Below are 24,116 nucleotides of genomic sequence, written 5' to 3'. Positions count from 1 at the left end.
GAGAGTCAAGGTACGACCAGCGTATCGCCAGCCTGAAGTTGGAAGTTGGTGGACATGTCACGCCCAGAAACCAGATCCTTGTATCGCACCGGCATGACCTTTTGGCCGCGAATGACCTTGATGGCACTTTCGTCGGCGAATTTGTCCATTCCACCCGACATGCTCAAGGCCTGAAGCACCGCCGTAGGGCCTGCCATCGGCACCGGGCCGGGCTTGATCACTTTGCCTTGGACATACACAAGGTTGCCAGCCGTGCTGGTGACCACCACGCTGACGTTGGGCTGCGCCAGGTAAGGTTTCAGTGCGGTCTCGATTTTTTTCGCCACGGCAGTTGCTTCAAGGCCGGCGACATCCACGCGACCCGCCAGCGGGAAGGTGATACTGCCATCGGGAAGGACCACGGTTTCTTGACGCAGGGTATCTTCCTGCCAGACCGAGATCATGACTTTGTCACCAGGGCTTAACAGGTAGGCAGAAGAGGAAGTGTCGGCAGCGGCGGTGCCAGACCAAGCCACCAAGGCACAGAAAACGGACATCAGCAAACGTACCATGAGGGATCCCTCCGGCCAGTCGGCCCAGGTTAAGAGCACTGAATGAGAACAGCAGCAAACCTCTCGCTCCACGTCGCAGGGGCATTACCCGCCGCGCTGGCCTCTACCTTCCTCGAGGCCCGATGCCGCAATGTCGCCACCCTTGCCTCTGCCGCTTCGCACCCACTGGGGGCACTGGCTAGTGGAATATAGCAACGGCTGTAAAATTGACAAGCACTGGCCGGCCGGAAAAACGTAAATATCCCTTTTCTAGCGTCAATCCATTGGCATGGCGGCAACATTGAAACAACTTAGATCTTCTTTCTGTTGGCCACCGCCACAAAGCCGATAATGGCAAATGCAAATAACCAACCTGCGGTTGCCAGCGGCACAATATTGGTTTGACTCATATAAGAGTCTGCGGCTCGCGCTGCACCACTCATTAACACCAACAGGAATATCGATTTGATGAAGAGAGTCGAGCGCATGTGCCCCTCCTGCAAAGAGGACAGATCATTATTATTGAGGTGGCGGAAGACTTGATCGCTGCTGATTTGAGCTTATGGGCAGAATGATATTACGTCAACGATCCGACACCATAATAAAAATTAATGACCACCACATGGTCGCGTCAGAAACCCGCCGCCGCGCTGCAGCAGGCCTGACGGTATGCGCATCTTTTGACAGGAAGGCTCTGGCATAGGGTTTTCAGCCGCACAGGTTACAAGCTGAAAAGTGAACAGCGGCGCCCCTGTTCGCATGACACGCCAAAACAGGGGCGGCACCACTGTTGCGTTACTGAAATACTGAACGGCAATCATTGTTATATCGATATGAAAATCGTCACGCCAATATTCAGGCAGGCAACAGGTCCAAGGTTCGCTCAACTTCATCGAGACTGATGCTGAAACCCTCGCCGTCTGGCTGCCCGACCACGAACGCGAAGTGTTGACCGTCACGGTCGGTCAGGAACTTGTAATAGCTGACAAAGCGGTTCGGTGGCTGCAAGGCGAACACGGTGCCACCCGGCTGAAGGACATTGACACCGTGCACCAGTTGGCTGCCTTCGACACCCATCACCACGCGGGCGCCGGCACACGCTTCAACGATTTCCGGCACCTGCATCCTCAGCGGGTTGATAACCCTGAAACCCCGTGACTTGCGCAGGTGCTCGGCCAGTTCCAGTTCATTGCGCAACATGCGCCGCTCGCCATCGGCGCCACGCAGAATGAACACGCCAGGGTGCGGCGCATGGGAAACATGGGCCAGCAGCTTGTTCCCCATGTCGCGAAAACGCTGGAAACGGCTGTCGTTGTTGCTCATGTCGTCGAACAGCACCAGCTCGCGAAACAAGGCCGTGCGCAGGCGCAGGGGCTGCATGCCCAGCCAGGCCTCGTATGCCGGCGCTTGAGTAAACAGCGGATAACGTGCCGATGGCGCAATGGTTACCGGCACGCCCTCATTGCTGGCCAGGGCATAGGTCGGGCAATCCTCCATCATCCACGTACCGAACCAGCTGTTGCCGTTGTGCGTGCAGTAGATAGCCGCACGCTCGATCTCGTGCTCGACCCTCAGCGAGGGAATGGTAGCTTGCCGCAACGACAGCCACTGGCTTGCCTTGCCCTTGTACAGCGCACCATCGATCAGCCACACATCCTTCAGCAAATAGCCGCGCGTCGGGCCGTGCGTGACCGACAGCCCACCCCGCATGGTCGGGCCAGGGTGCACGTAAGGAAAGAATTCTTTCTCTTGCCAACCCGTGACCCGTTCCATCTGGCCGGGCAGGAAAATCGCCGCAGGCGAAACGGCGCTGCCACCCGGCGCGATATCCCAGCTTTTTTCGGCCAGGCTCTTGAGTTCCAGACCGGGCTGGTGCCCCAGACGCTTCCTGACCATGGCGCTGTAGGCAGCCAGTGTCCATCTGTGGCGGCCGAAACCGCTTGGCGTAGCGAACCTGGAAATATCAGTACCCATTTGCGCCCTCCCTTGAAGGCCAGGTCAGTACATGCGTCGGCACGGCTACCTGTCATTGACAGGCAACGTGTTCCAGAATCGGTGGGCTGGGAAAGCCCGCATAGCGGCTGCGCAGCGTCTGCAGGAACACCTCCTCTGCCCGCCTGGCGCTGTACAGGTAGATCTTGTGCAGGCCGCCAAACACCATTTCCTGATAACGGCTGGCAATTTCCTCGTCGCTGGCTGTATCTGGCAGGCCCAGGTGCAAGGTGACCTTGTTGCCTTCCATTGCAAACAGTGGCGTTTCCCAGAGGAAGTCCGCCTTGCCGGTTCTGGGCAGGCGCACGAACAGGCAGGCATGGTTGTTCAGGGTGTCCACATCACCGCCACGCCTGCGCTTCCACCTCAGCAACCCGTCATCCGGACGCGCCACGCACAGGCCGATATCGTGGTAATCGAAACCATTGGCCAACGCCCATTCCAGCGTCATGAAGGTGGTCATGGAATTGACTTCGCGCAGCTTTTTTGCGTCCGAAAACACACTTTCGCAATAGCCAAAACGCAATGTGCTCCAGTAACGCTTGCCACCGCGGATGACCTCACAGCCCAGATGGCAGGCGACCACCTCGTCATCGAGCGTGATCAGATCGAGCCGCCCATAGCCTTTGGCCAGGCGGAACACTTCTTCGGTGGGAAACTGCGCCGCCTTGCTGCCCTGCCTGGCGGTGGCGTATGGCCGCAGCAGGTCACGGTCGGCCATGGCGATTTCTTCATCCGACATCACCGGGCGCATCTGGTACAGCGACCGGTTCTTGCGGATACTGCGGCGCAGTTCGCTGTCGTAGCGGGCAATGATCTCGTCCAGTGGCCGCCCCAGGGGCACCACCGCGCTGACATAATGCGGCACCGACAATGCGCCGGCAGTGGGCAGTTCACTTACCAGCACCACCGGGCGCTTGGCGCCGCTGGCCGCCAACGATACCGGCGCCTGATCCTTGCCGCCAATCAGCAGGCTGGCCATTTCCCGTTGCTGCTTGCGGCCGATGTAAAGAATTTCGTAGGGGCTTTGCTGCCGCAGGCTGAACCTTGCGACTTCCCATCGCCAGAAACAGGCACGCCCAACCGCTTCGCGTAACTTGTCTGATACATTTCGTATTTCGTAGCGCATGGAGGGCGAGATGAATTTTCGCGCAACAGCCGTCAGCTTCGCTTTCATGTCTTCTTCAACGTCCTTTGCTGTTGCCAATGGGGCTGATCGGGAAAGAGCATGATAAAACTGCGAATGCACACATAAGTCCTTGATGCATATAACATCAATTAGCTTAACCCGCCTCACATTCAGTAACAATTTAAGATGCAAGCGCGCGCCTTGGCAAGCGGCATTTTGACAGCATGCGGGCCTATTTCATGACGTCAAAAAACACCATGCCGCACAAACGGGCGGTATTACTTTTGCTATATACCTGGCTTATTTCACACACGTGAACGTTGCGGTACCCCACTACCGCTCCGTCTGCAGGCCAACGATGCTGCAGGCACGCCTGGCCGAGCGCGGTTTCACTGAACCGCTGCGCACCAGTGAACGTCTGCGCGTGGACCGAAGCTGGAATTGGCAAGTATTGCGCTTTCTCTACAGCCACCGTCCTGACAATTTGTTGTTGCAGGCCGCGCTGCAGCACTTTGCCGATGACGAATCGTTCATCAACGAACGTGCAATTTCCAATCGCGATGCAATCCAGGTGACGCCGAACACTGTGCAAGCGACAGCGGTGACTGGGCCACAGACGCCAGCCGTGCATTTTAAGCTGGCATCGGAGCGCGCCAGGGATGATTGGGTGCTGCTCGACCTTGATCCATTCACTTCGCGCCCGAGGCGAGCCCGCGCAGCGTTCTGGCGCCGTCTGAGGGCGATCGACCGAAACCTGCAATTACGTCGACACGTACTCGGGCAACCGGCCCGTGAGCTTTTCAACATGGCGCGGTAAGCACCCTGCCATTAACGCGGCAATCGCGCCCTGAGCGGGTTGCCCACCACCCATTTCTGCAACTCGGCGGCCGGCATCGGCCGCCCCAGCAGGTAGCCCTGGCCCTGGTCACACCCGGCATTGCGCAGGAAATCATACTGCTGCTGGGTCTCGATCCCTTCGGCAGTGATGCGGTAGCCCAGCGCATGCCCCAGGTCGATGATCGCCCGGGCAATGGCCACCGCGTCATCGTCATCCGGCAAATCCTTGATGAACGCCCGGTCGATCTTCAGGTGGTCGATGGGCAAGGCGCGCAGGTAAGCCAGCGACGAATAGCCGGTGCCAAAGTCGTCCACCGCCGTGGCCACGCCCATGGCCTGCAGCTGGGCCAGGGCCGCGCACGCCTGTTGCTGGCTTTCCATCAACAGGCTTTCGGTGATTTCCACCTCCAGCATGTTGGGTGCCAGGCCATGGCGCTCCAGGGCCATGGCCAGGCTCGAGACGTAGTCGCTGCGCTCGATCTGCAGCGCCGCCACATTGACCGCCAGAGGCCCCGGCAGGCAGTCGGCGGCGCGCCACGCCGCCAATTGCGCACAGGCCAGGTCGAGCACCCGCTCCCCCAAGGGAATGATCAGGCCACTGCGCTCGGCCAGCGGGATGAAATCGCCAGGGGGTATCAGCCCATGTTCCGGGTCGCGCCAGCGCAGCAGCGCCTCGACCCCTTCCAGCTGACCGCTGAACAGGTCGACCTTGGGCTGGTACCACAATTCGAACTCGTTATCCTGCAACGCCCGGCGCAAATTGCGCTCCAGTTCCAGGCGCTGGTGCAGCCGTGCGGTCATGTCGGGGTGATAGGGGCGCCAAGCGTTGCGGCCGCCTTCCTTGGCCGCGTACATGGCGGTGTCGGCATGGCGCAACAAGCTGCCCACGTCTTCGCCATGCTGCGGGCACCAGGCCAGGCCGATGCTGCCGGTCACCAGCGCGGTGTTGCCGTTAAGGTCGAACGGCCGCTGCAGGCAGCGCAGCAGTTGCCGAAGCTGATGGCTGACCTGGCCCTGGGTGCCCTGGAGCATGAACACGAATTCATCGCCGCCAAGCCGGCACACCCGGTCGCTGCTGTCGAGCTCCTGCAGGAAGCGCGCTGTCGCCTGTTGCAGCAGCAGATCGCCCATGGCGTGGCCAAGGCTGTCGTTGACCTGCTTGAAACCGTCGATGTCCAGCAGCAACACGGCCAGGCCATGGCCCTCGGCAGTGGCCTCGGCCAATTGCTGCTGGAACAACACCCGATTGGGTAACCCGGTGATGGTGTCATAGTGCGCCAGGCGTTCCAGCTGGGCCTGCGAGCGCTGCAATTCACGATTACGCTGGTGCAGCTGACGCTGCTTGCGGTTGATCTGGGCAATGAACAGGCTGAGCAGGCCGCTGCAGGTCAGGGCGAACCAAAACAGCGGCGAGTGGAACAGGCTGGCATCCTGCTGGCTTTGCTGGCGCTGTATGTCCACGTGGCCAAGCACCATGGACACGCCGATGCCGGCCAGGGAAACACCGACCGGCAACAAGCGGCAAAGGGCACGACGCGGCGTGCCGGCAGTCGGTTTCTGTTCGTGGGTCATCGGGGAATTGGACGGGGTCATAAGCCTGCAGGTGTGGGCGATTGCCCCTGTATCGGCGCGGCCCACGCAATATTGAGCCAGACTGGTGTTTTTCTTGCTCAGGGTGCATGCTCGAAGCTGAAGCGTTTCACCCGTCCAGACACGTGAGGTGCAGTACCCATGGATCATCTGCTCGATTCGCTGTTTCCTGCCGCCGGCAACATTCCCGAAAACTGGCGCCTTGATGCACCGCTGGAACAACGCGACTACCTGGTGAACGGTGAACTCAGGCGCTGGGACGGGCCGTTGGCCACGGTACGCAGCCCAGTCTGGCTGAAGGAAGCGGACAGCGAACGCCAGGTCGTGCTCGGCAGCGCGCCACTGCTCGACGCCGACACCGCCCTTACCGCCCTGGACGCGGCGGTAAACGCCTACGACAAGGGCCGCGGTGCCTGGCCGAACATGCGCGTGGCCGAACGCATCCAGCATGTGGAAACCTTCCTCGCGCGCATGCGTGAGCAGCGCACCGCCGTGGTCAAGCTGCTGATGTGGGAGATCGGCAAGAACCTCAAGGATTCGGAAAAGGAATTCGACCGCACCTGCGACTACATCGTCGATACCATCAACGCCCTCAAGGACCTCGACCGCCGCTCCAGCCGCTTCGAGCTCGAACAAGGCACCCTCGGCCAGATCCGCCGTGCGCCGCTGGGCGTGGCGCTGTGCATGGGCCCGTACAATTACCCGCTCAACGAAACCTTCACCACGCTGATTCCGGCGCTGATCATGGGCAACACCGTGGTGTTCAAGCCGGCCAAGTTCGGCGTGCTGCTGATCCGCCCGCTGCTCGAAGCGTTCCGCGACAGCTTCCCGCCGGGTGTAATCAACGTGATCTACGGCCGTGGCCGGGAAACGGTCAGTGCGCTGATGGCCAGCGGCAAGGTCGATGTGTTCGCTTTCATCGGTACCCACAAGGCGGCCAGCGACCTGAAGAAACTGCACCCACGCCCGCACCGGCTGCGTGCGGCGCTGGGCCTGGACGCGAAGAACCCCGGCATCGTCCTGCCCCAGGTGGACCTGGACAACGCCGTGGAAGAGGCCGTTACCGGCGCGCTGTCGTTCAATGGCCAACGCTGCACGGCGCTGAAGATCCTGTTCGTCCATGAAGATGTGGTCGAAGCCTTCCTCGACAAGTTCCAGCGCAAGCTCGCTGCGCTCAAGCCGGGCATGCCTTGGGAACCCGGCGTTGCGCTGACGCCGCTGCCGGAGCAAGGCAAGGTCGATTACCTCGACCAACTGGTGGCCGATGCCACGGCCAAGGGCGCACGGGTACTCAACGAAGGTGGCGGGCAAAGCCGCGGTTCGTTCTTCTACCCCGCCCTGCTCTACCCGGTGAATCGCGACATGCGCGTGTATCACGAGGAGCAGTTCGGCCCGGTGGTGCCGGTGGTGCCTTACCGCGACCTGCAGACCGTGATCGACTACGTGCTCGACTCCGACTACGGCCAGCAACTGAGCCTGTTCGGCAACGACCCGGCAACCATCGGCAGCCTGGTCGACATCTTTGCCAACCAGGTCGGCCGCATCAACCTCAACGCGCAGTGCCAGCGCGGCCCCGACACCTACCCGTTCAACGGCCGCAAGAACAGCGCCGAAGGGACACTGTCGGTGCACGATGCCTTGCGCGTGTTCTCCATCCGGACCTTGGTCGCGACTCGCTTCCAGGAAGCGAACAAGGAGCTGATCAGCGAAATCATCCGCAACCGCCAATCGAGCTTCCTGACCACCGACTACATCTTCTGACCGCGCGCTTATAGAGAATCGATCTAGGGTCATTGTCGATTTTCCATCTGCGCAGACGACTCTAAGCATCAGGGCGCCCATCGGCGCCCATTGCAAAGGAGCGTCGAACATGGCTGCCAAACCCATCCCCGATGGCCAGCACAGCATCACCGCTTACCTGGCCATCAATAACGCCGCCAAGGCCATCGAGTTCTACAAGCAGGCCTTTGGCGCTTCAGAGATGTTCCGCCTCGAAGGCCCGGACGGCACCGTCGGCCACGCCGAACTGCGCATCGGCGACTCGTCACTCATGCTCGGTGACCCCTGCGACCGCGAGGGCGGCCTGACCGCCAGCCAGAAACTCGCCGGTGCTGGCGTAGGCCTGCATCTGTATGTCGAGGACTGCGACGAGGTCTACGCCCAGGCCCTGGCCGCCGGCGCCACCCAGCTGCACCCGGTGACGGACCAGTTCTACGGCGACCGCAGCGGCACCCTGAAAGACCCATTCGGCAATATCTGGTTCGTGTCCACCCACAAGGAAGACCTGACCCCCGACGAAATCCGCGCCCGCGCCGCCAAGATGTTCGCCGGCAACTGAGCGACGAGTTGAAAGCGCGGCGCGTTTGCTTGAAGCTTGAGGCTCGTAGCTTGGAGCTGCTTCATGCGAATCATCGACAAAACCGCCGCGCAGGTGCGCAGCCTGACCCCGGCCGAAGAGGAACTGCTGGTCGGTTTCGCCACCGGCAGCCTCGCCGGGCCGCGCCTGCTGCAGGCCAACCAGCTGCTGATGAAGGTGCGCAGCGCCAACCACTGGCTGGCCTGCGATTGCCGCAAGGATGCCTTGCCGGTGCTCAATGTCACCCTTAATGGCAGCACCGGCACGCTGTTTTTGAAGAACAACCCGGGCACTGCCGAGCATGCACCCGGCTGCCCGTTCACCAAGGACGAACGAGAAGCCAGCGAGCGCGAGGATGAACCCGTCACACCAGCCGCCTGGCTGGCTCCTGACACCCCACTGCGCCTGATCGGTGATTTCCGCCCTGCCAGCGATACCAGCACAGGCGTGGCGGACGGCAACGACCGGCGCGAACAGCAGCGCCTGTTGTCGCTGCTGCTGACCTGGGTCGAGATCAGCGGCCTGAACCTCTACGCCACGCACCTGAAGAAAGACCTCACCAGCCAGTTCGCCGAGCTGCGCAGTGTCGCCAGCCGTTACCCGCTGCTAGAACGGGTGCCGGCCGGCAACTACCTGGAAACCCGACTGGACATGAAGCACATGATGATGCTCAAGTCCCGCCTGCGCGAAGCCACGGTGTTCGGCAACCACCGCCGCCATGGCCTGTTGCTGGATTGCGTCGACCAGATCAAGGGGCGCAAGCTGTTCAACAACCGCAGTGAGGACGGTTTCGACTTCCAGGGGCACCATTTGTATTGGGGCGGCAGCCGGGCGTCGGGCCCACTGTTGGCGCTGGCCCTCTACTCGCCCACCACGGCGGGCAGCCACTTCTATGAATTGATCCACGTGGCGAGTGTGCCGGTGCTGTCGCGCGCGCACCTGTTCCCGGTGTACCGCGACGAGGAGCGTGAGCCACTCAAGGCGCTGGTGTCGCTGATCGACTGGATGGCCAGCAAAGGTGTGAAAGTGCAGATGCGCCGACCGGTGATCGGTGGTCAGGTGATGGATGAGCTGGTGCTGACCTCGGATCAGGACCGGGTGCTGTCGGTGTCGTTGCTGGAGAAACCGATCGGGCCGGAGCCCGATGCCGAGAACTTCAAGCGCTATGCCGACTTCAAGAGCCTGGAAACCTTCCGCAAGTATGTGGCCGGGTTCTTCATGCGCGAGCGCTAAAGACCGTGTCGCCTGCTTTGCGGCTAAAGCCGCTCCTACAGGGATCGCGCTGAATCTGAAATGGGCGCCATACCTGTAGGAGCGGCTTTAGCCGCGAAGAGGCCGGTGCAGCCAAATCACTTTCGACTAAAACGCAGCCCGGAAAATCCCCTCGATCTCATCCTGGCTGGCCGGCCGCGGGTTGGTCAGCCCACAGGCATCTTTCAAGGCATTCTCCGCCAGGATGCCGACATCCTCGAGCTTGGCCCCCAGCTCCGCCAACCCTGCAGGAATGCCAACCGCTGCCGCCAGGTGCTCGATGGCCGATATCGCCGCCCCCGCGCCCTGCTCCGCGTCCAGCCCGCAGACCTTGATGCCCATGGCCTTGGCCACATCGCGCAGGCGCGCGGCACTGACCTTGGCATTGAAACGCTGCACATGGGGCAACAGCACGGCATTGCACACGCCATGGGGCAAGTCGTAGTAACCACCCAACTGGTGGGCCATGGCATGCACATAGCCCAGCGAGGCATTGTTGAACGCCATACCGGCCAGGAACTGCGCGTAGGCCATGTTCTCCCGCGCCTGCAGGTCGTTGCCATCGTTCACGGCCTGGCGCAGGTTCTCGCTGATCAGGCTGATGGCCTTGAGTGCGCAGGCATCGGTGATCGGCGTGGCCGCCGTCGACACATAGGCCTCGATGGCGTGGGTCAATGCGTCCATGCCGGTGGCCGCCGTCAGCCCCTTGGGCATGGCGACCATCAGTGCCGGGTCGTTGACCGAGAGAATCGGTGTGACGTTGCGGTCGACGATGGCCATTTTCACATGGCGGCTTTCGTCGGTAATGATGCAGAAGCGGGTCATTTCACTGGCCGTGCCTGCCGTGGTGTTGATGGCGATCAGCGGCAGCTGCGGCTTGCGGGAGCGGTCGACACCTTCATAGTCGCTGATAGGCCCGCCATTGGTGGCGCACAGGGCAATGCCCTTGGCGCAGTCATGGGGCGAGCCACCACCCAGCGATACCACGCAGTCGCAGCGCTCGCGCTGCAACAGGGCAAGGCCCGCCTCGACATTGGCGATGCTGGGGTTGGGCTTGGCGCCGTCGAACACCACCGAGTCGATATCCTGCAAGGCCAGCATGCGCCCGATACGGGCGGCGACACCGGCCTTGGCCAGGCCCTGGTCGGTAACGATCAGCGCCTTGCGCAAGCCATAACCGGCAATTGCGGCCATGGCCTCGTCGAGGCAATCGATGCCCATGATATTGACGGGCGGAATGAAGAAGGTGCTGCTCATGACCGGATCCTCCTGGCAGGTCTGTCTGCCCATGAGCATCCGCCCGTTCAATGAACGCGATGTTGATCCAGGGCAACGTTAGCCAAGGAACAGCTGGTAAGCCGGATTAGCGGTTTCGTCCCAGTAGCGGTAGCCCATTTCATCCAGCGCCTGGGGCAGGCTGGCCTGCTCGTCGGCCGGCACTTGCAGCGCCGCCAACACCCGCGCCTCCGCCGCGCCGTGGTTGCGGTAATGGAACAGGCTGATGTTCCAGCGCTTGCCCAGCCGCTCCAGGAACCCCAGCAGTGCCCCTGGCCGCTCGGGGAATTCGAAGCGCAGCACCCGCTCATCGGCGCCTGGCGCTGCATGCCCACCCACGGTATGGCGCACATGCAGCTTGGCCAGTTCGTTGTCGGTCAGGTCGAGCACGCTGTAGCCCTGCCCGCGCAGGCTGGCCAGCAGTTGCTCGCGTGGGTCGTGCAGTGGGTGGGTCTGCACGCCAACGAACAGGCGCGCCTCCTTGCCCGGGTAATAGCGGTAGTTGAACTCGGTGATCTGCCGCTTGCCCAGCGCCTGGCAGAAGGCCCGGAAGGCGCCGGGCTGTTCGGGGATGGTCACGGCGATGATCGCTTCCCGCTGCTCGCCCAGCTCGGCCCGCTCGGCCACGTGGCGCAGGCGGTCGAAGTTGACGTTGGCGCCGGAGTCGATGGCCACCAGGGTCTGCCCCTGCACGCCCTCGCGGGCCACGTACTTCTTGATCCCGGCCACGGCCAGGGCACCTGAGGGTTCGGTGATCGAGCGGGTATCGTCATAGATGTCCTTGATTGCCGCGCACAGTTCATCGCTGCTGACGGTCACCACTTCATCGACAAAATGCCGGCACAGTTCGAAGCAATGGGCACCGATCTGCGCCACCGCCACGCCATCGGCGAAAGTGCCGACCTGCGGCAGGATCACCCGCTCGCCCGCCGCCATGGCAGCCTGCAGGCAGTTGGAGTCCTCCGGTTCGACACCGATCACCTTGACCTCGGGGCGCAGGTATTTCACGTAGGCGGCAATGCCCGCGACCAGCCCGCCGCCGCCGACCGGCACGAAGATCGCGTCCAGCGCACCCGGTTGCTGGCGCAGGATCTCCATGCCCACAGTGCCCTGGCCGGCGATCACGTCCGGGTCGTCGAACGGCGGCACGAAGGTCGCCCCTTCGCTGTCGGCCAACGTCAATGCGTGGGCCAGGGCATGCGGAAAGCTTTCGCCGTGCAGCACCACATGGCCACCCCGCGAGCGCACCCCTTCGACCTTGAGCGACGGCGTGGTGGTGGGCATGACGATGGTCGCCTTCATGCCCAGGTGCGCAGCCGCCATGGCCACGCCCTGGGCATGGTTGCCGGCAGAGGCGGTGATCACGCCGCGTTCGCGCTGGGCGCGGCTCAGGCGCGACAGCCGGGTATAGGCGCCGCGGATCTTGAACGAGAAGGTTGGTTGCAAGTCTTCACGCTTGAGCAGCACCTGGTTGCCGAGGCTGGCAGAGAGCGCGGGGGCAGCTTGCAGGGGCGTCTCGATGGCCAGGTCGTACACCGGCGCGGACAGGATGCGGCGCACCTGTTCCGATAGCAGCTGCTGCGGGGTGGACGGGGTACGAGGGTTGACGTTGAGGCTGGTCATCGGTTGCAACTCCTTGGCTTTGTTCACGTTGCCCAGGAGTCAGAGAGAAAAAACCCGCCTCCAGGGCGGGTTCGGTGCACGTACGCGCTAGCCCGCCAAACTGATAATGGCGGTAATAATAATGGCGTTGACGTGCTGGAAGGTTTTCATGGGTAGCGAAGTTATCCCGCCTGGCTTGGCCAAGTCAACACTTGGCTTGCTGCGCCGACAGCGGCACGTCGAAGACCTTGTCGAAGCCCCACTGGAACACAAAGGCATAGACGAAGAAGAACACGAAGAGTGCCAGGTTGGTGAGCAGCGCCGCCCACAGGCTGACATCCAGCCAGTACGCCACCAGTGGCAACAAGATAAGCACCAGCCCGCCCTCGAAGCCCAAGGCATGCAGCAGGCGCCGCATAAAGGTGCGCTCGCGTTGCTGCTGGCGTGCTTCCCAGCGCTCGAAGGCCCAGTTGTAGCCCATGTTCCAGCTCATGGCGATGCCCGACATCAGGATCGACAGCACGGTCGACTGCGCCATGCCGGCGCCAAACGCCAGTTCCAGCGCCGGCGCCACGCAGGCTACGGCGATGGCTTCGTAGAGAATGGCCTGGACGATCTTGCGTGCCTTGCCTTGCATGTTGAGCTCCATCGAGATACGGCCTGACAAAGTACAAGATGAATGCTTGAAGAAAAAGGTTGTTCGGTCAGGTGCCCGCCTTGGGTTTTGCGAGGGTGCGCAGATCGAGCGCCGCCCGCGCGGCGCATCGCGGATAAATCCGCTCCCACATCTGTTTCGGGCCCGTCACGCCTGTGAGGCCAACAGGGCCCGCCTGGTTGGCACGGCGATACATCTCGGTGGGCATTGACGCTGCTCCATCGGTCTACAGTGGTGCACCAAGGCGGACAGCGATGGACTGACAGCAACAACTGGCCCGAAACAGATGTGGGAGCGGATTTATCCGCGCTGCGCCGCGCGGGCGGCGCTCGGTCTCACAGGCGCTGGGCTTGTCGCGCCGAACTCCTCACCCATTGGACAACCCCGCATCCAGCTGCTTGTATCTAATCACTTGCAAGCGGCGACAGGTCGACCCACTTCGTCCAGGGAATCGAACGAGGAACAAGACTATGGCGAACTCCGTCATGATGGTTTTCGGTACCCGCCCGGAAGCGATCAAGATGGCCCCGCTGGCCCGCGTCCTGCGCGAATGGCCCGAGGTCGATCTGCACATCTGCTCCACCGGGCAGCACCGCGAAATGCTCGAACAGGTACTCACCGCCTTTGGCCTGAGCGTCGACCAGGACCTCAAGGTCATGACCCAGAACCAGACCCTCAACGGCCTGGCCCGCGACCTGTTGGGCAAGCTCGACCAGGCCTACGAACAGGTCAAGCCCGATATCGTGCTGGTTCACGGCGACACCACCACCAGTTTCATTGCTGGCCTTGCCGCATTTCATCGGCATATCCCCATCGCCCATGTCGAGGCCGGGCTGCGCACCGGCAACCTGCAGCAACCCTGGCCGGAGGAAGCCAACCGGCGCCTGACCGGGGTCATTGCCGACCTGCATTTCGCGCCCACCACCAAGGCCCGCGACAACCTGCTGCGCGAAGGCGTGCCCGTGGAGCAGATCGAGGTCACCGGCAACACCGTCATCGATGCACTGCTATGGATGCGCGAGTACCTCACGCAAAGCGCATGGCAGCCCGCCGCCGATTCGCCGCTGCACACGCTGCATGCCGACCAGCGCATGGTGCTGATCACCGGCCATCGTCGGGAGAACTTCGGCGCAGGCTTCGAGCGCATCTGCCTGGCCCTGGCCGAACTGGCCCTGCGTTACCCCGACGTGCAGTTTGTCTACCCGGTGCACCTCAACCCGCAGGTGCAGAAAGCGGTCTACGGCCTGCTGTCCGGGCACGGCAACATTCACCTGGTGGCGCCCCAGGACTATCAGCATTTCGTCTGGCTGATGAACCGCGCCTACATCATTCTCACCGACTCCGGCGGCGTTCAGGAAGAAGCCCCGGCGCTGGGCAAACCGGTGCTGGTGCTGCGCAAGGTCACCGAACGCCCTTCGGTGCTGGAGGGCGGCACGGTGAAACTGGTTGGCACGCGCACCGAACGTATCGTCAAGGAAACCAGCCAGCTACTCGACGACCCCGAGGCGTATCAGCGCATGGCGAGGGTCTTCACCCCCTTCGGTGACGGGCATGCCAGCGAAATCATCGCCACACGCCTGAGCCGCTGGCTCGAGGAAACCGCCGCCGAGCGAGGCGACGCATGAGCCTGGCGTTTGTCGACTTCCTCACTTATGTGCTGTTCGGCCTGAAGATCCTCGCGATCATCCTCGCCTCGCTGATGTTCCTGCTTGGCCTTGACGACCTGTTCATCGACCTGTGCTACTGGGGCCGCAAGCTGATCCGCCGTTTTCGCATCTACGACAAGCACGAAAAGGCCGATGAGAAACGCCTGTTCGAAGTACCGGAAAAACCCTTGGCAATCATGGTCCCGGCCTGGAACGAGGTGGGCGTGGTCGGCGAAATGGCGCGCCTGGCGGCCTCGACCATCGATTACGAAAACTACCAGATCTTCGTCGGCACCTACCCCAACGACCCGCAGACCCAGGCCGACGTCGACGCCGTGTGCCTGCACTACCCCAACGTACACAAAGTGGTCTGCGCGCGCCCCGGCCCCACCAGCAAGGCCGATTGCCTGAACAACATCATCGACGCCATCCTGCGCTTCCAGGACGATGCCCGTATCGAATTCGCCGGTTTCATCCTGCATGACGCCGAAGACGTGATCTCGCCCATGGAACTGCGCCTGTTCAACTACTTGCTGCCGAGCAAGGACATGATCCAGATCCCGGTGTACCCCTACGCGCCGGAATGGAAAGGCTTTACCGCTGGGCACTACGTCGACGAGTTCGCCGAAAATCACGGCAAGGACGTGATCGTGCGCGAGGCCCTGACCGGCCAGGTGCCCAGTGCCGGTGTCGGCACCTGCTTCAGCCGGCGCGCCATCAGCGCCCTGCTCGAGGACGGCGATGGCATCGCCTTCGACGTCCAGAGCCTGACCGAAGACTACGACATCGGCTTTCGCCTGAAGCAAAAGGGCATGAAGTGTATCTTTGCCCGCTACTCCATCAGCGACCCGGCGCTGGCCCTCAAGCATGAGTGGCGCCCGGGCATGAGCCGCGAGTTCGCCCAGGTGATCTGCGTGCGCGAGCACTTCCCGCGTGACTGGCAGCACGCCATCCGGCAGAAGTCGCGGTGGATCGTCGGCATCGTTTTCCAGGGCACCAGCAACCTTGGCTGGAGCCGCACCGGCGCGCTCAACTACTTCCTCTGGCGCGACCGCCGGGGGCTGTTCGCCTACCTGCTGAGCTTTCTGGTCAACCTGTTGCTACTGGTGCTGCTGGCCATGTGGCTGGTGACCGTGATTGCCCCGGATTCCTGGCGTTTCATGTCGATCCTCAGCGACAGCCACCTGCTCACCACCCTGCTCTGGCTCAACGGCCTGATGCTGGTCAACCGCCTCTTCCAGCGCGGCTGGTTCGTCACCCGCTACTACGGCATCTTCGAGGGCCTGCTGTCGGCACCACGGATGATGTGGAGCAACTTCGTCAACTTCTTCGCCAACCTGCGTGCCCTGCGCCAAGTCATGGAAATGGGCGACTCGCGGCGGGTGGCGTGGGACAAGACCACTCACGAATTCCCTGCCCTCGCTACGCCTGCGCGTACGCCGCTGGGCCATCGCCTGGTGGAAAAGGGCTACATCACCGAACAACAGCTGGAGCAGGCGATCACCAGCCCGGTACGCCGGCGCCTGGGCCGAGAATTGCTGCTGCGGGGCTGGCTGAACAGCGAGCAGCTTGTAGAAACGCTGGCCGAACAGCTCGACCTGCCCTGGGCACCGCTCAACCCATTCAAGCTCGACCCTCAGTTGATCGCCCTGCTGCCTCGCCGGTTGGCCACGCACTATGGCGTGCTGCCGGTCGCCGAAGACGGCAACACCCTGGTGCTGGCCAGCGAAAGCCCGGTCAGCCAGGTATCGCTGGGGGTGATCAGCCGCCAGCTGAAACGCCCGGTCAGCTGCCGCCTGGCGCCCCAGGGCCGGGTCACGCTGGGCTTGCGCTATCACTACCCGAGCCCCTGGCAAAAGCCCGAAACCCACGACATGCTGACCGTGCTGGAGCGGCACCAGGACGATGCCGACCTGCTCGAACGGGTCAGCCAGCACCAGGTCATGCTCGGCGCGCTGCTGCAGGTGCGCGGCATGGTCCCGGTCACCCTGTTCAACCAGGCACTGATCGATTTCGACCCCGAACGCCAGAGCCTCGGCGAGCACCTGATCGCCCGCGGCATCATTACCGAGGAGGTGCTGCAACAGGCCCTCGCCGAACAGGCCAGCGAACAGCAGGCAGCCTTTGACCTGACCCGGGAGGTGGCATGAAGCCGCGTCTGTCCCTGACCCTTTCTGGCCTGCTGCTGTGCTCCACCGCGCTGGCCACCCAGGCAGCGCCGATGACCGAATTCCAGCGCTTCACCAGCTACCCGTTCATGGAGCGCAGCTACCGCGAAGCGAAGAAAGACAACTGGGCCGAAGTCGAACGCCTGACCCGCCATGTCCTCACGCGTGTGCCGAACAACGATGAAGCCCGTGCGTTGCTGGTCGAGGCCCTTGCCCACCAGCGCCGCTACAAGGAGGCCGAAGCCATGGCCGAGCAGCTCGGCGACGGCCCCGAATACGCCAACGCCCTGCTGGAGCTGCGCCTGACCTGGATCGAGCAGGACCCACCAGCGGCGAGCCAGGTGGAAGACTGGCTGGCCGGCGCCGACGGCATGCAGCGGGTACGCCTGTGGCAAGCCTACAGCCTGAGCCTGGCCAAGTTCGGCGGTGCCGGCAAAGCCCTGGACTGGCTCAGCCAGCTGCCGCCACGCGACGATGGCCAGGTGCTGCGCCTGGCCCGCGCCAACTTTGCCGAGCAACTGCGCAACTGGAAAGAAACCATCGAACAACTCCAGCCACTGGCCGACAAGGGCCAATTGCCGCCTGAAGACTGGCAACGGCTGGCCAATGCCTATGTCCAGCAGGTGGACGAAAAGGGCCTGACAAAACTGCTGCAAAGCGCTCCGTCAACCGAAGCCGCCAACCAGACGCGCCTGGCCATGGCCCACCGTGCCATCGCCGTCGGCCATAACCAGCTGGCGCAGCGCTGGCTGCAGCAACTGCCGACCGAACAACTGCAGCAACCCGAGCAACGCCAGCAACTGTGGGAGCTGGCCCGCGAGGGGGACGATGCACAGCTGGTACGCCAGCTGAGCAACGAACTGCAGCGCCCCTGCCTGGAAACGGTCGATTGGCTGTCGCGCCACGACCCGGAGGTCGCCCGTGAGCAGTTCAAAGGTTGCCCCGCCAACGCCGACCCGCGTGCGTATGCGGTACTCAAGCAACGCCTGTATGGCGACCCGGTGCAGCCGCCACAACCGCGCACGGCCGCCGAATGGGAAAAACGCTACGGCCAGAGCGGTGACCTGGCGGCGCTGGAGCAAACAACGTTCCTCTTGCTGCAACAAGGCCGGAATGAACATGCCCGCACATTGCTGGAGCAGGCCTATGACCGCCGCCAAGGGCGCCTGACCCCTTCGCTGCTGCAACGCCTGGCCAACCTCTACGCGCGCAATGATGGCCCGTTCAACAGCCGGCGCCTGCTTGAGCTGATCCCCAGGGTCGACGCCAATGCCCGCGCACAGCTCCTCGGTCGTTTGGCTGAAAACGGCCAGTGCGATGCTGTGCGCCAGTCGATACCGGCAAACCCGAGCGAAGCTGGCCAGTTTCGTGCCATGGGCCGCTGCGCCATGCCCGACCGCCCCGGCGAGGCGGTGGTCTACTACCAGGCGGCCGAGCGCCTGGGCGGCGGCGGCAACCGCCTGCCCCTGGCCTATGCCCTGGAAGCCGCAGGCGATTCCGAAGCGGCCCTGCCGATCTGGCGCAGCCTGCCGGCCAGTGCCTGGAACGATAACGCCCGCCTGACGGCCGCGCGCGGCGCACTGAACGCCGGCGACGCCAACGCCGCCCGCCGCTACTGGGAGGCCGCCGCGCACCACAGTGCCGATGACTGGGCGCTGGGCGCCGCCATTGCGCAACGTCAGGGCGACCTGCAAGCAGCCCTGGGCTTCCAGCGCCAGGCCCTGGCGCACAACCCGCGAGCCGATCATTACTACGCGGCCGCCAGTACCGCCCAGTCAGCCGGCGACAGCGCGCAGAGCACCGCTTGGCTGGAAGAGGCCGTGCGCCTGGCGCCCGATCAGCCACGCTATCGTGCCGACTACGGCATGCGCCTGGCAGGCTCGCAGGACCTGGCCCAGCGCCGCCAGTCGATCCCCTATCTGGAACGCGCCACCCACGACTTCCCCGAAGACTATCGCCTGGGCGAAACCCTCGCCCTGCGCTACGACGAAGCCGAGAACAGCGCCGCCGCACGGCGCGAGCTGCGCCGGGTAATCGACGTGGAAGAAAATCTGGTCGATGCCGACGACGAATACGGCAGCCTCGAAGCCCGCAAGTACCGCCAGCGCCGCGCCCACGAAAGCCTGTCACGGCGCGACACCATCACCCTGGCCAGCACCTGGTCACCCGCCGGCACCTCGACCAACGACAAGTTCCTCGACAATGGCCAGCGCAGCGGCACTTCACGGCGCGCGCAATCGCAGAACGTGCAGCTGGCCATGTGGGACCACGCCCTGGGCGAGGAGCCCAGCCGCAACGGCAGCACCTTGTCGGTCTACGGCCGGGTGCTGTTCGGCGGCCAGAGCCGCACCGACTATGCGCAAAGCATGGGCACCGGCCTCGGCCTGCGCTACAAGCCGCTCGGCCAGGCCAACCTCAACCTGTATGCCGAGCTGTATCACCAACGGCAGATCGACGACGACCACTACAGCGGCCTGAGCCTCGGCGAGCTGCTGAGCCCTGCCAAGGTCGGCGGCAACTGGGGTGACCTGCGCCACCATGCCGAATCCAGCAACGACCTGCTGCTGCGGGCCACTGCCTCGTTCCTTGACCAAGGCGACTGGCGCAACGACTGGCGGGTCGACGAGGACGACTGGAACGAGCGCTTCCTCTACCTCGACGCCGCCTGGTGGACCCGCGCAGGCGACCACGCCTGGCTGTCGCGCTACCAACAGGGCCATGCCTGGAAGCTGCCAGGCAATTCGCCACAGACGCTCATGCCGTACGGCTTCTTCGAGTTCTCCAGCCAGGACCCGAGCAACGACTGGCGCCAGGACGCCCGTGCCGGGGTCGGCGTGCGCTGGCAATGGTGGTTCGACGACGACCGCTACAACGCCTACCGCGGCTCGCTGAAGGTGCGCGCCGAGTATCAGCAGTCGCTGGGTGGCAACCTCTACAAAAGCGCCAATGGCGTGCTGGTTGGCGCGGAGATGACCTTCTGATGCGTACGCTCCTGGCAATCTGCATGCTCGCCCTGTGCCTGCCGGCCATGGCCGACCAGCGCCTGTTCTATCAGCCGCTCAACCGCGATGAAGCCGTGACGCCGGCGCAATGGCAGCAGTTATGGCGCGCCACCAAGGCACAGGGAGGCAAGACCCTGATCGTGCAGTGGAGTGCCTACGGCGACAGTGACTTCGGCGGCGCGCAGGGCTGGCTGGCCAACAGCCTGCGCGAGGCCCACGCCCAAGGCCTGGAGCTGGTACTCGGGCTGTACCTGGACCCGGCCTACTACCAGCGCATCGAGGAACTGGACGGTGATGGCCTGGGCAACTACTGGAAGTCGCAGTTGGGCCGCTCGCTTAGCCAGTACCAACAACTTCGCCAGCACTGGCAGCTGCCCGTCAGCGGCTGGTACCTGCCAATGGAACTGGACGACCTGCACTTTCGCGATGCCGGGCGCCGCGAGGCGTTGTACAGCCAGTTGCAGGCATTCAACCGGCAGCTGGACAAACCGCTGCACATCAGCGCGTTCAGTGCTGGCAAGCTGGCACCGCGGGTCAATGGCGCCTGGCTGGATCAACTGGCCGGGCTGGGCTTGACGGTGTGGTGGCAGGACGGTGCTGGCACCGGGCGGTTGCCGCAACTGGTGCGTCAGAACTACGAGCAGGCGCTGCCATGCCGGGTGGGTGTGGTGCGCGAGGCGTTTCGCCAGGTGAGCAGCGCGGGCCAGGCGTTCAGGGCCGAGCCTGCCGAGCCGAAGCTCAATGGCGGGTGCCATGCCGAGGCGGTATTTGCCTTGCGTTACCGCCCCTGGGCCAAAGGTGTGTTGCCACAGAATTGAGTCGCCAGGCCCGGCCTCTTCGCGGGTAAACCCGCTCCCACAGAACTCTGTGCGGTCTCTGTAGGAGCGGGTTTACCCGCGAAGAGGCCGGGCCTGGCCAAGCAGTACTCCCAGGAGCCCACCGATGTACAAGACCATCGAAGAGCACGTACGCAAGCAAGTCGCCCCCGCTGCCCTGCGCGCCGAGTTCCGCCAGCATGAATTCGACCAGTCCCGACGCTTCTGCCAGCTCATCTTCTGCCTCAGCATCACGGTCTGGCTGATCTTCGACCTCATCGTCAGCTACTTGGGCAACCAGGGCTTCACGTGGTTGTCCGGCCTGTTCATTGGGCTGCTGTGCAGCCTCACGGTGGTCCTCGGTTTCACCCGCAAAGCCCACCACTTCGACGTGCTCAACCTGCTGTTCATTGCCATCATCACCCTGGGCATGCGCCTGCTCATCGAAGGCATCCCGATCGCCCTGCGCCCGGTCTGGCTGGTGCTGGGCACCTCTACCGTGCTGTACAGCGTCTCGGTGTTGCCGGTACGACGCTGGTCGTTCTTCTGCGCCATGGCCATCACCTGGGCCATGCTCAACCCGTTCTACCGCACCAATATCGACCTGGACGACCTCGAAGCCGCGATGCTGTTGAGCTATGCCGTGTTCCTCAGCGGCCTGGTGACCTACAGCTACCTGCAGATGCGCCAGGCCAAACTGCACAACTTCTACATGTCCAAGCTGCTGCTCGAACAGGCCTATGTCGACGTGCTGACCGAAATCCCCAATCGCCGCTCGTTCATGACCAAGGCCGAACGCCAGTTGCAACAGGGGGCTGGGCAATACCTGGCGATGATCGACATCGACAACTTCAAGAAAGTCAACGACCGCTTCGGGCATGACATTGGCGATGAAGTGCTCAAGCGCGTGGCGCTGCACATCAAGGCATCAATGGGAGCGCATGAGTTCGCCAGGCTCGGCGGCGAGGAGTTTGCGATCTTCTTCCAGGGCCTGGACCAGCAAACGGCCGAGCGAGAAGTCGGCAGCTTGTGCAAGCGTGTACGGGAAGACCAGGGCGCGCACCCGGTGACTATCAGCATCGGCCTGGCCCAGGTGGACGCTGCAGACACCCTGACCATGGCGCTGGTCAAGGCCGACCAGGCACTGTACGCGGCCAAGCACCGTGGCAAGGACCGCTTCGTGCTGTGGACTAGCCAGCTGGCAGGTGAATCCTGAACTGTGCCCCGCCCAAGGCGGATTGCGCCACCGTCAGCGTCCCGCCCTGCCCTTCGATCGCCCGGCGGCTGATCGCCAGCCCCAGGCCAAACCCACCCGTGTTGCGGTCACGGCTGCGGTCCAGCCGGTAGAAGGGCTGGAAGATCCGCTCGCGCTCCTCCACCGGAATGCCGATGCCGTCGTCCTCCACGGTCAACAGGCAGGCGCCGTCTGCCTCCAGGCGCAACCTGAGCAACAGGCTTTCATCGCAATAACGCATGGCATTGCGCACCAGGTTTTGCACCGCCCGGGCGGTCAGGCGTGGGTCCAGCACGAAACGAGGTAGATTGCCCTCGGCCTGCACCTCCCACTGGATACCTCGTGTATCCAGTTCTTCGGCAAACCCGCCGAGCACACTGTCGACCAGCTCCAGCAACGACACCTCGACCCGTTCGCGGGCCTGGTCGGCGTTATACAAGCGGCTGTACGACAGTAGCTCAAGCACCAGCTCGTCCAGCTCGCGCACGTGCCCGACCAGCTCCAGCAGGCGCTTGCGGCTGGCCGCAGGCACCTCGTCAAACAGCAGCACCAGGCCGAAATCCAGCCGGGTCAGCGGCGTGCGCAGCTCGTGGGATACCGCGTTGAGCAGCTCGCGCTGTTGATTGACGTGGCGTTCAAGGTCGCTGGCCATGGTGTCGAACACCCCTGCCAGCTCACCGATGTTCGAATGCGCCGAAATGTGCGTGCGCTCGGCCATCTGCCCCTGGCCCAAGCGCCGGGCGGTTTCCTTCAGGCGCTCCAGGTCGCGCCAGTGCGGCCATACCCACAGCAGCAGGCAGCCGAGCATGGCCGCACCGATCAGCACTGTCACGCCCCAGGACAGCACGTTGATATCCAGCGGGTCCGGCGGTGAATGCAGGCTCACCAGCCAATCCTTGTCCAGAGGCGCCAGCACCGTTTCGTAATAGCCCCAGTCGCCGATGCGTACCGCGTACTGGCCATGCTCCAGGCGCGCTTGCTCCGACGGGCTCAGGCCGGCCTGGTCGTTACGCAGCAGGTTGACTTGCAACGGCGCGAACAGCTTGGCCAGGTCCTGCTCCACCGCCGGCCACTGTTCGCGCGGCACCTGGCGGAACTGGCGGACGATCAGCGACTGCACGCCCTTGGCCTGATCCAGGTTGTAGGCCATGAACCGCTCGTGGAACAGGCCGACGATGGTGTCCGGGATCAACAGCAGCGCGCCGGCGTAGGCCACGATGATCACCAGATACAGGCGCACCAGGATTTTCAGCATGCTCGGTCAGCACTCCCACTCGACGCGGCTGAACAGGTAACCCTTGCCCCACACGGTCTTGATCTTGCGCGCCTCACCGGCACTGTCGTCAAACTTGCGGCGCAGCTTGGAAATAGCCACGTCCACCGAGCGGTCGGTGCCGTTGAACTCGATACCGCGCAGTTGCTGCAGGATACGGTCGCGACTGAGCACCACACCGGCATTGCGTGCCAGCACCACCAGCAGGTTGTATTCACCGCTGGACAGCTCCACTTCATCGCCGCGCCAGCTGACCAGGCGCTCGGCGAGGTCGATGCGCAAGCCGCCGATGAGGATCTGGTGGTTGTCCAGGCGCGGCTCGTTGACGCTGCTGCGGCGCAACAAGGTGCGCACACGGGCCAGCAGTACCCGCGGTTCGCAAGGCTTGGTCACGTAGTCGTCGGCGCCCATCTCAAGGCCCAGTACCTGGTCGTGGCTGTCGTCGCGGGCCGTCAGCATCAGGATCGGCAGGCTCTGGGATTCCTGGCGCAGCAGGCGGCACAGTTGCAAACCATCGATGCCAGGGAGCATCAGGTCGAGAATCACCAGGTCGGGGTTGTCCTGCCGAAAGGCATCCAGCACGTGGTCGCCCCGGGCAATCACCCGGACATGGAAATCGTTGCGTTGCAGGTAACTGGCGATCAGCTCGGACAGCGCGCTGTCGTCTTCGACCAGGAGAATGTTAGGCATAGGGGCCGCTGGAAAAATGGACGGGAGCGTCACCGGCCTCTTCGCGGGCAAGCCCACTCCCACAGAATGCT

Annotated in this window: 20 protein-coding genes; 9 read left to right on the top strand and 11 right to left on the bottom strand. The window is 63.3% G+C overall.

Annotated features, from left to right (window positions below):
* Window positions 1-5: 5 nt before the first annotated feature.
* From APH27_RS08860 to APH27_RS08850, 4 genes are all read right to left on the bottom strand, one after another.
* Entirely contained in the window at window positions 6-551 is a 546-nt protein-coding gene (locus APH27_RS08860) for a polysaccharide biosynthesis/export family protein (protein WP_027916665.1), read from the bottom strand.
* Window positions 552-841: 290 nt separating this feature from the next.
* Window positions 842-1,018, bottom strand: a complete 177-nt coding sequence (gene eppA / locus APH27_RS26590) for an EPS-associated small membrane protein EppA (protein ID WP_177331659.1) — start codon at window positions 1,016-1,018, stop codon at window positions 842-844.
* Window positions 1,019-1,385: 367 nt separating this feature from the next.
* Window positions 1,386-2,504 (bottom strand): glycosyltransferase family 61 protein, encoded by a 1,119-nt coding sequence (locus tag APH27_RS08855; RefSeq protein ID WP_060484586.1) that lies wholly within the window; start codon window positions 2,502-2,504, stop codon window positions 1,386-1,388.
* 52 nt (window positions 2,505-2,556) lie between these two features.
* Entirely contained in the window at window positions 2,557-3,699 is a 1,143-nt protein-coding gene (locus APH27_RS08850) for a hypothetical protein (RefSeq protein ID WP_027916667.1), read from the bottom strand.
* Between the two features lie 310 nt (window positions 3,700-4,009).
* On the opposite strand from APH27_RS08850, the gene APH27_RS08845 reads away from it, so the two are divergent.
* A complete protein-coding gene (locus APH27_RS08845) occupies window positions 4,010-4,468 on the top strand; it encodes a hypothetical protein (RefSeq protein ID WP_060484585.1) in 459 nt (152 codons plus the stop codon).
* 11 nt (window positions 4,469-4,479) lie between these two features.
* Here the strand turns inward: APH27_RS08845 and APH27_RS08840 are convergent, their stop codons facing one another.
* Complete coding sequence (locus APH27_RS08840) at window positions 4,480-6,081, bottom strand: bifunctional diguanylate cyclase/phosphodiesterase (RefSeq protein ID WP_050437152.1); 1,602 nt, start codon at window positions 6,079-6,081, stop codon at window positions 4,480-4,482.
* 138 nt (window positions 6,082-6,219) lie between these two features.
* Between APH27_RS08840 and APH27_RS08835 the strand changes: the two genes are divergently transcribed.
* The 3 genes from APH27_RS08835 to APH27_RS08825 all read left to right on the top strand — a co-directional run bounded on the left by APH27_RS08835 (window position 6,220) and on the right by APH27_RS08825 (window position 9,667).
* A complete protein-coding gene (locus APH27_RS08835; RefSeq protein WP_027916669.1) occupies window positions 6,220-7,839 on the top strand; it encodes an NADP-dependent glyceraldehyde-3-phosphate dehydrogenase in 1,620 nt (539 codons plus the stop codon).
* Between the two features lie 109 nt (window positions 7,840-7,948).
* Window positions 7,949-8,416 (top strand): VOC family protein, encoded by a 468-nt coding sequence (locus APH27_RS08830; RefSeq protein ID WP_060484584.1) that lies wholly within the window; start codon window positions 7,949-7,951, stop codon window positions 8,414-8,416.
* Window positions 8,417-8,479: 63 nt separating this feature from the next.
* Entirely contained in the window at window positions 8,480-9,667 is a 1,188-nt protein-coding gene (locus tag APH27_RS08825; RefSeq protein WP_060484583.1) for a hypothetical protein, read from the top strand.
* A gap of 126 nt (window positions 9,668-9,793) precedes the next feature.
* Here the strand turns inward: APH27_RS08825 and yiaY are convergent, their stop codons facing one another.
* The 4 genes from yiaY to APH27_RS26355 form a co-directional block, all read right to left on the bottom strand.
* Window positions 9,794-10,942 carry an L-threonine dehydrogenase gene (gene yiaY / locus APH27_RS08820; RefSeq protein ID WP_027916672.1) on the bottom strand — a complete coding sequence of 383 codons (1,149 nt, stop codon included), beginning with the start codon at window positions 10,940-10,942 and terminating at the stop codon, window positions 9,794-9,796.
* Window positions 10,943-11,020: 78 nt separating this feature from the next.
* Window positions 11,021-12,583: a threonine ammonia-lyase, biosynthetic gene (gene ilvA, locus APH27_RS08815; protein WP_082435065.1), complete on the bottom strand. Its 1,563-nt coding sequence runs from the start codon at window positions 12,581-12,583 to the stop codon at window positions 11,021-11,023.
* Between the two features lie 184 nt (window positions 12,584-12,767).
* Window positions 12,768-13,199, bottom strand: coding sequence for a PACE efflux transporter (locus tag APH27_RS08810; RefSeq protein ID WP_027916674.1), 432 nt, complete (start codon window positions 13,197-13,199; stop codon window positions 12,768-12,770).
* Window positions 13,200-13,266: 67 nt separating this feature from the next.
* Complete coding sequence (locus tag APH27_RS26355) at window positions 13,267-13,425, bottom strand: hypothetical protein (RefSeq protein ID WP_156335866.1); 159 nt, start codon at window positions 13,423-13,425, stop codon at window positions 13,267-13,269.
* Window positions 13,426-13,687: 262 nt separating this feature from the next.
* On the opposite strand from APH27_RS26355, the gene wecB reads away from it, so the two are divergent.
* The 5 genes from wecB to APH27_RS08785 all read left to right on the top strand — a co-directional run bounded on the left by wecB (window position 13,688) and on the right by APH27_RS08785 (window position 22,064).
* Complete coding sequence (gene wecB, locus APH27_RS08805) at window positions 13,688-14,842, top strand: non-hydrolyzing UDP-N-acetylglucosamine 2-epimerase (protein WP_027916675.1); 1,155 nt, start codon at window positions 13,688-13,690, stop codon at window positions 14,840-14,842.
* Window positions 14,839-17,013: a cyclic di-3',5'-guanylate-activated glycosyltransferase NrfB gene (gene nrfB, locus APH27_RS08800; protein WP_060484582.1), complete on the top strand. Its 2,175-nt coding sequence runs from the start codon at window positions 14,839-14,841 to the stop codon at window positions 17,011-17,013. Before wecB ends, nrfB begins: the two co-directional genes overlap by 4 nt.
* Window positions 17,010-20,012, top strand: a complete 3,003-nt coding sequence (locus tag APH27_RS08795) for a phage receptor (protein WP_060484581.1) — start codon at window positions 17,010-17,012, stop codon at window positions 20,010-20,012. The genes nrfB and APH27_RS08795 overlap by 4 nt, the downstream gene beginning before the upstream one ends.
* Window positions 20,012-20,851, top strand: a complete 840-nt coding sequence (locus APH27_RS08790) for a DUF4434 family protein (RefSeq protein WP_060484580.1) — start codon at window positions 20,012-20,014, stop codon at window positions 20,849-20,851. The genes APH27_RS08795 and APH27_RS08790 overlap by 1 nt, the downstream gene beginning before the upstream one ends.
* Before the next feature lie 124 nt (window positions 20,852-20,975).
* Window positions 20,976-22,064: a GGDEF domain-containing protein gene (locus tag APH27_RS08785; protein ID WP_060484579.1), complete on the top strand. Its 1,089-nt coding sequence runs from the start codon at window positions 20,976-20,978 to the stop codon at window positions 22,062-22,064.
* Here APH27_RS08785 and APH27_RS08780 read toward each other — a convergent pair.
* On the bottom strand, window positions 22,039-23,337 hold the full coding sequence (locus tag APH27_RS08780; protein ID WP_027916680.1) for an ATP-binding protein: 1,299 nt from the start codon (window positions 23,335-23,337) through the stop codon (window positions 22,039-22,041). The genes APH27_RS08785 and APH27_RS08780 overlap by 26 nt on opposite strands.
* Before the next feature lie 6 nt (window positions 23,338-23,343).
* On the bottom strand, window positions 23,344-24,045 hold the full coding sequence (locus APH27_RS08775) for a response regulator transcription factor (protein WP_027916681.1): 702 nt from the start codon (window positions 24,043-24,045) through the stop codon (window positions 23,344-23,346).
* Window positions 24,046-24,116: the final 71 nt, after the last annotated feature.

This window comes from Pseudomonas sp. NBRC 111123, from assembly GCF_001320205.1.
Taxonomy (GTDB): Bacteria; Pseudomonadota; Gammaproteobacteria; order Pseudomonadales; family Pseudomonadaceae; genus Aquipseudomonas; species Aquipseudomonas putida_J.
The sequence above is the reverse complement of the archived record's forward strand: the minus strand, read 5'-3'. Positions and strand labels throughout refer to the sequence as shown.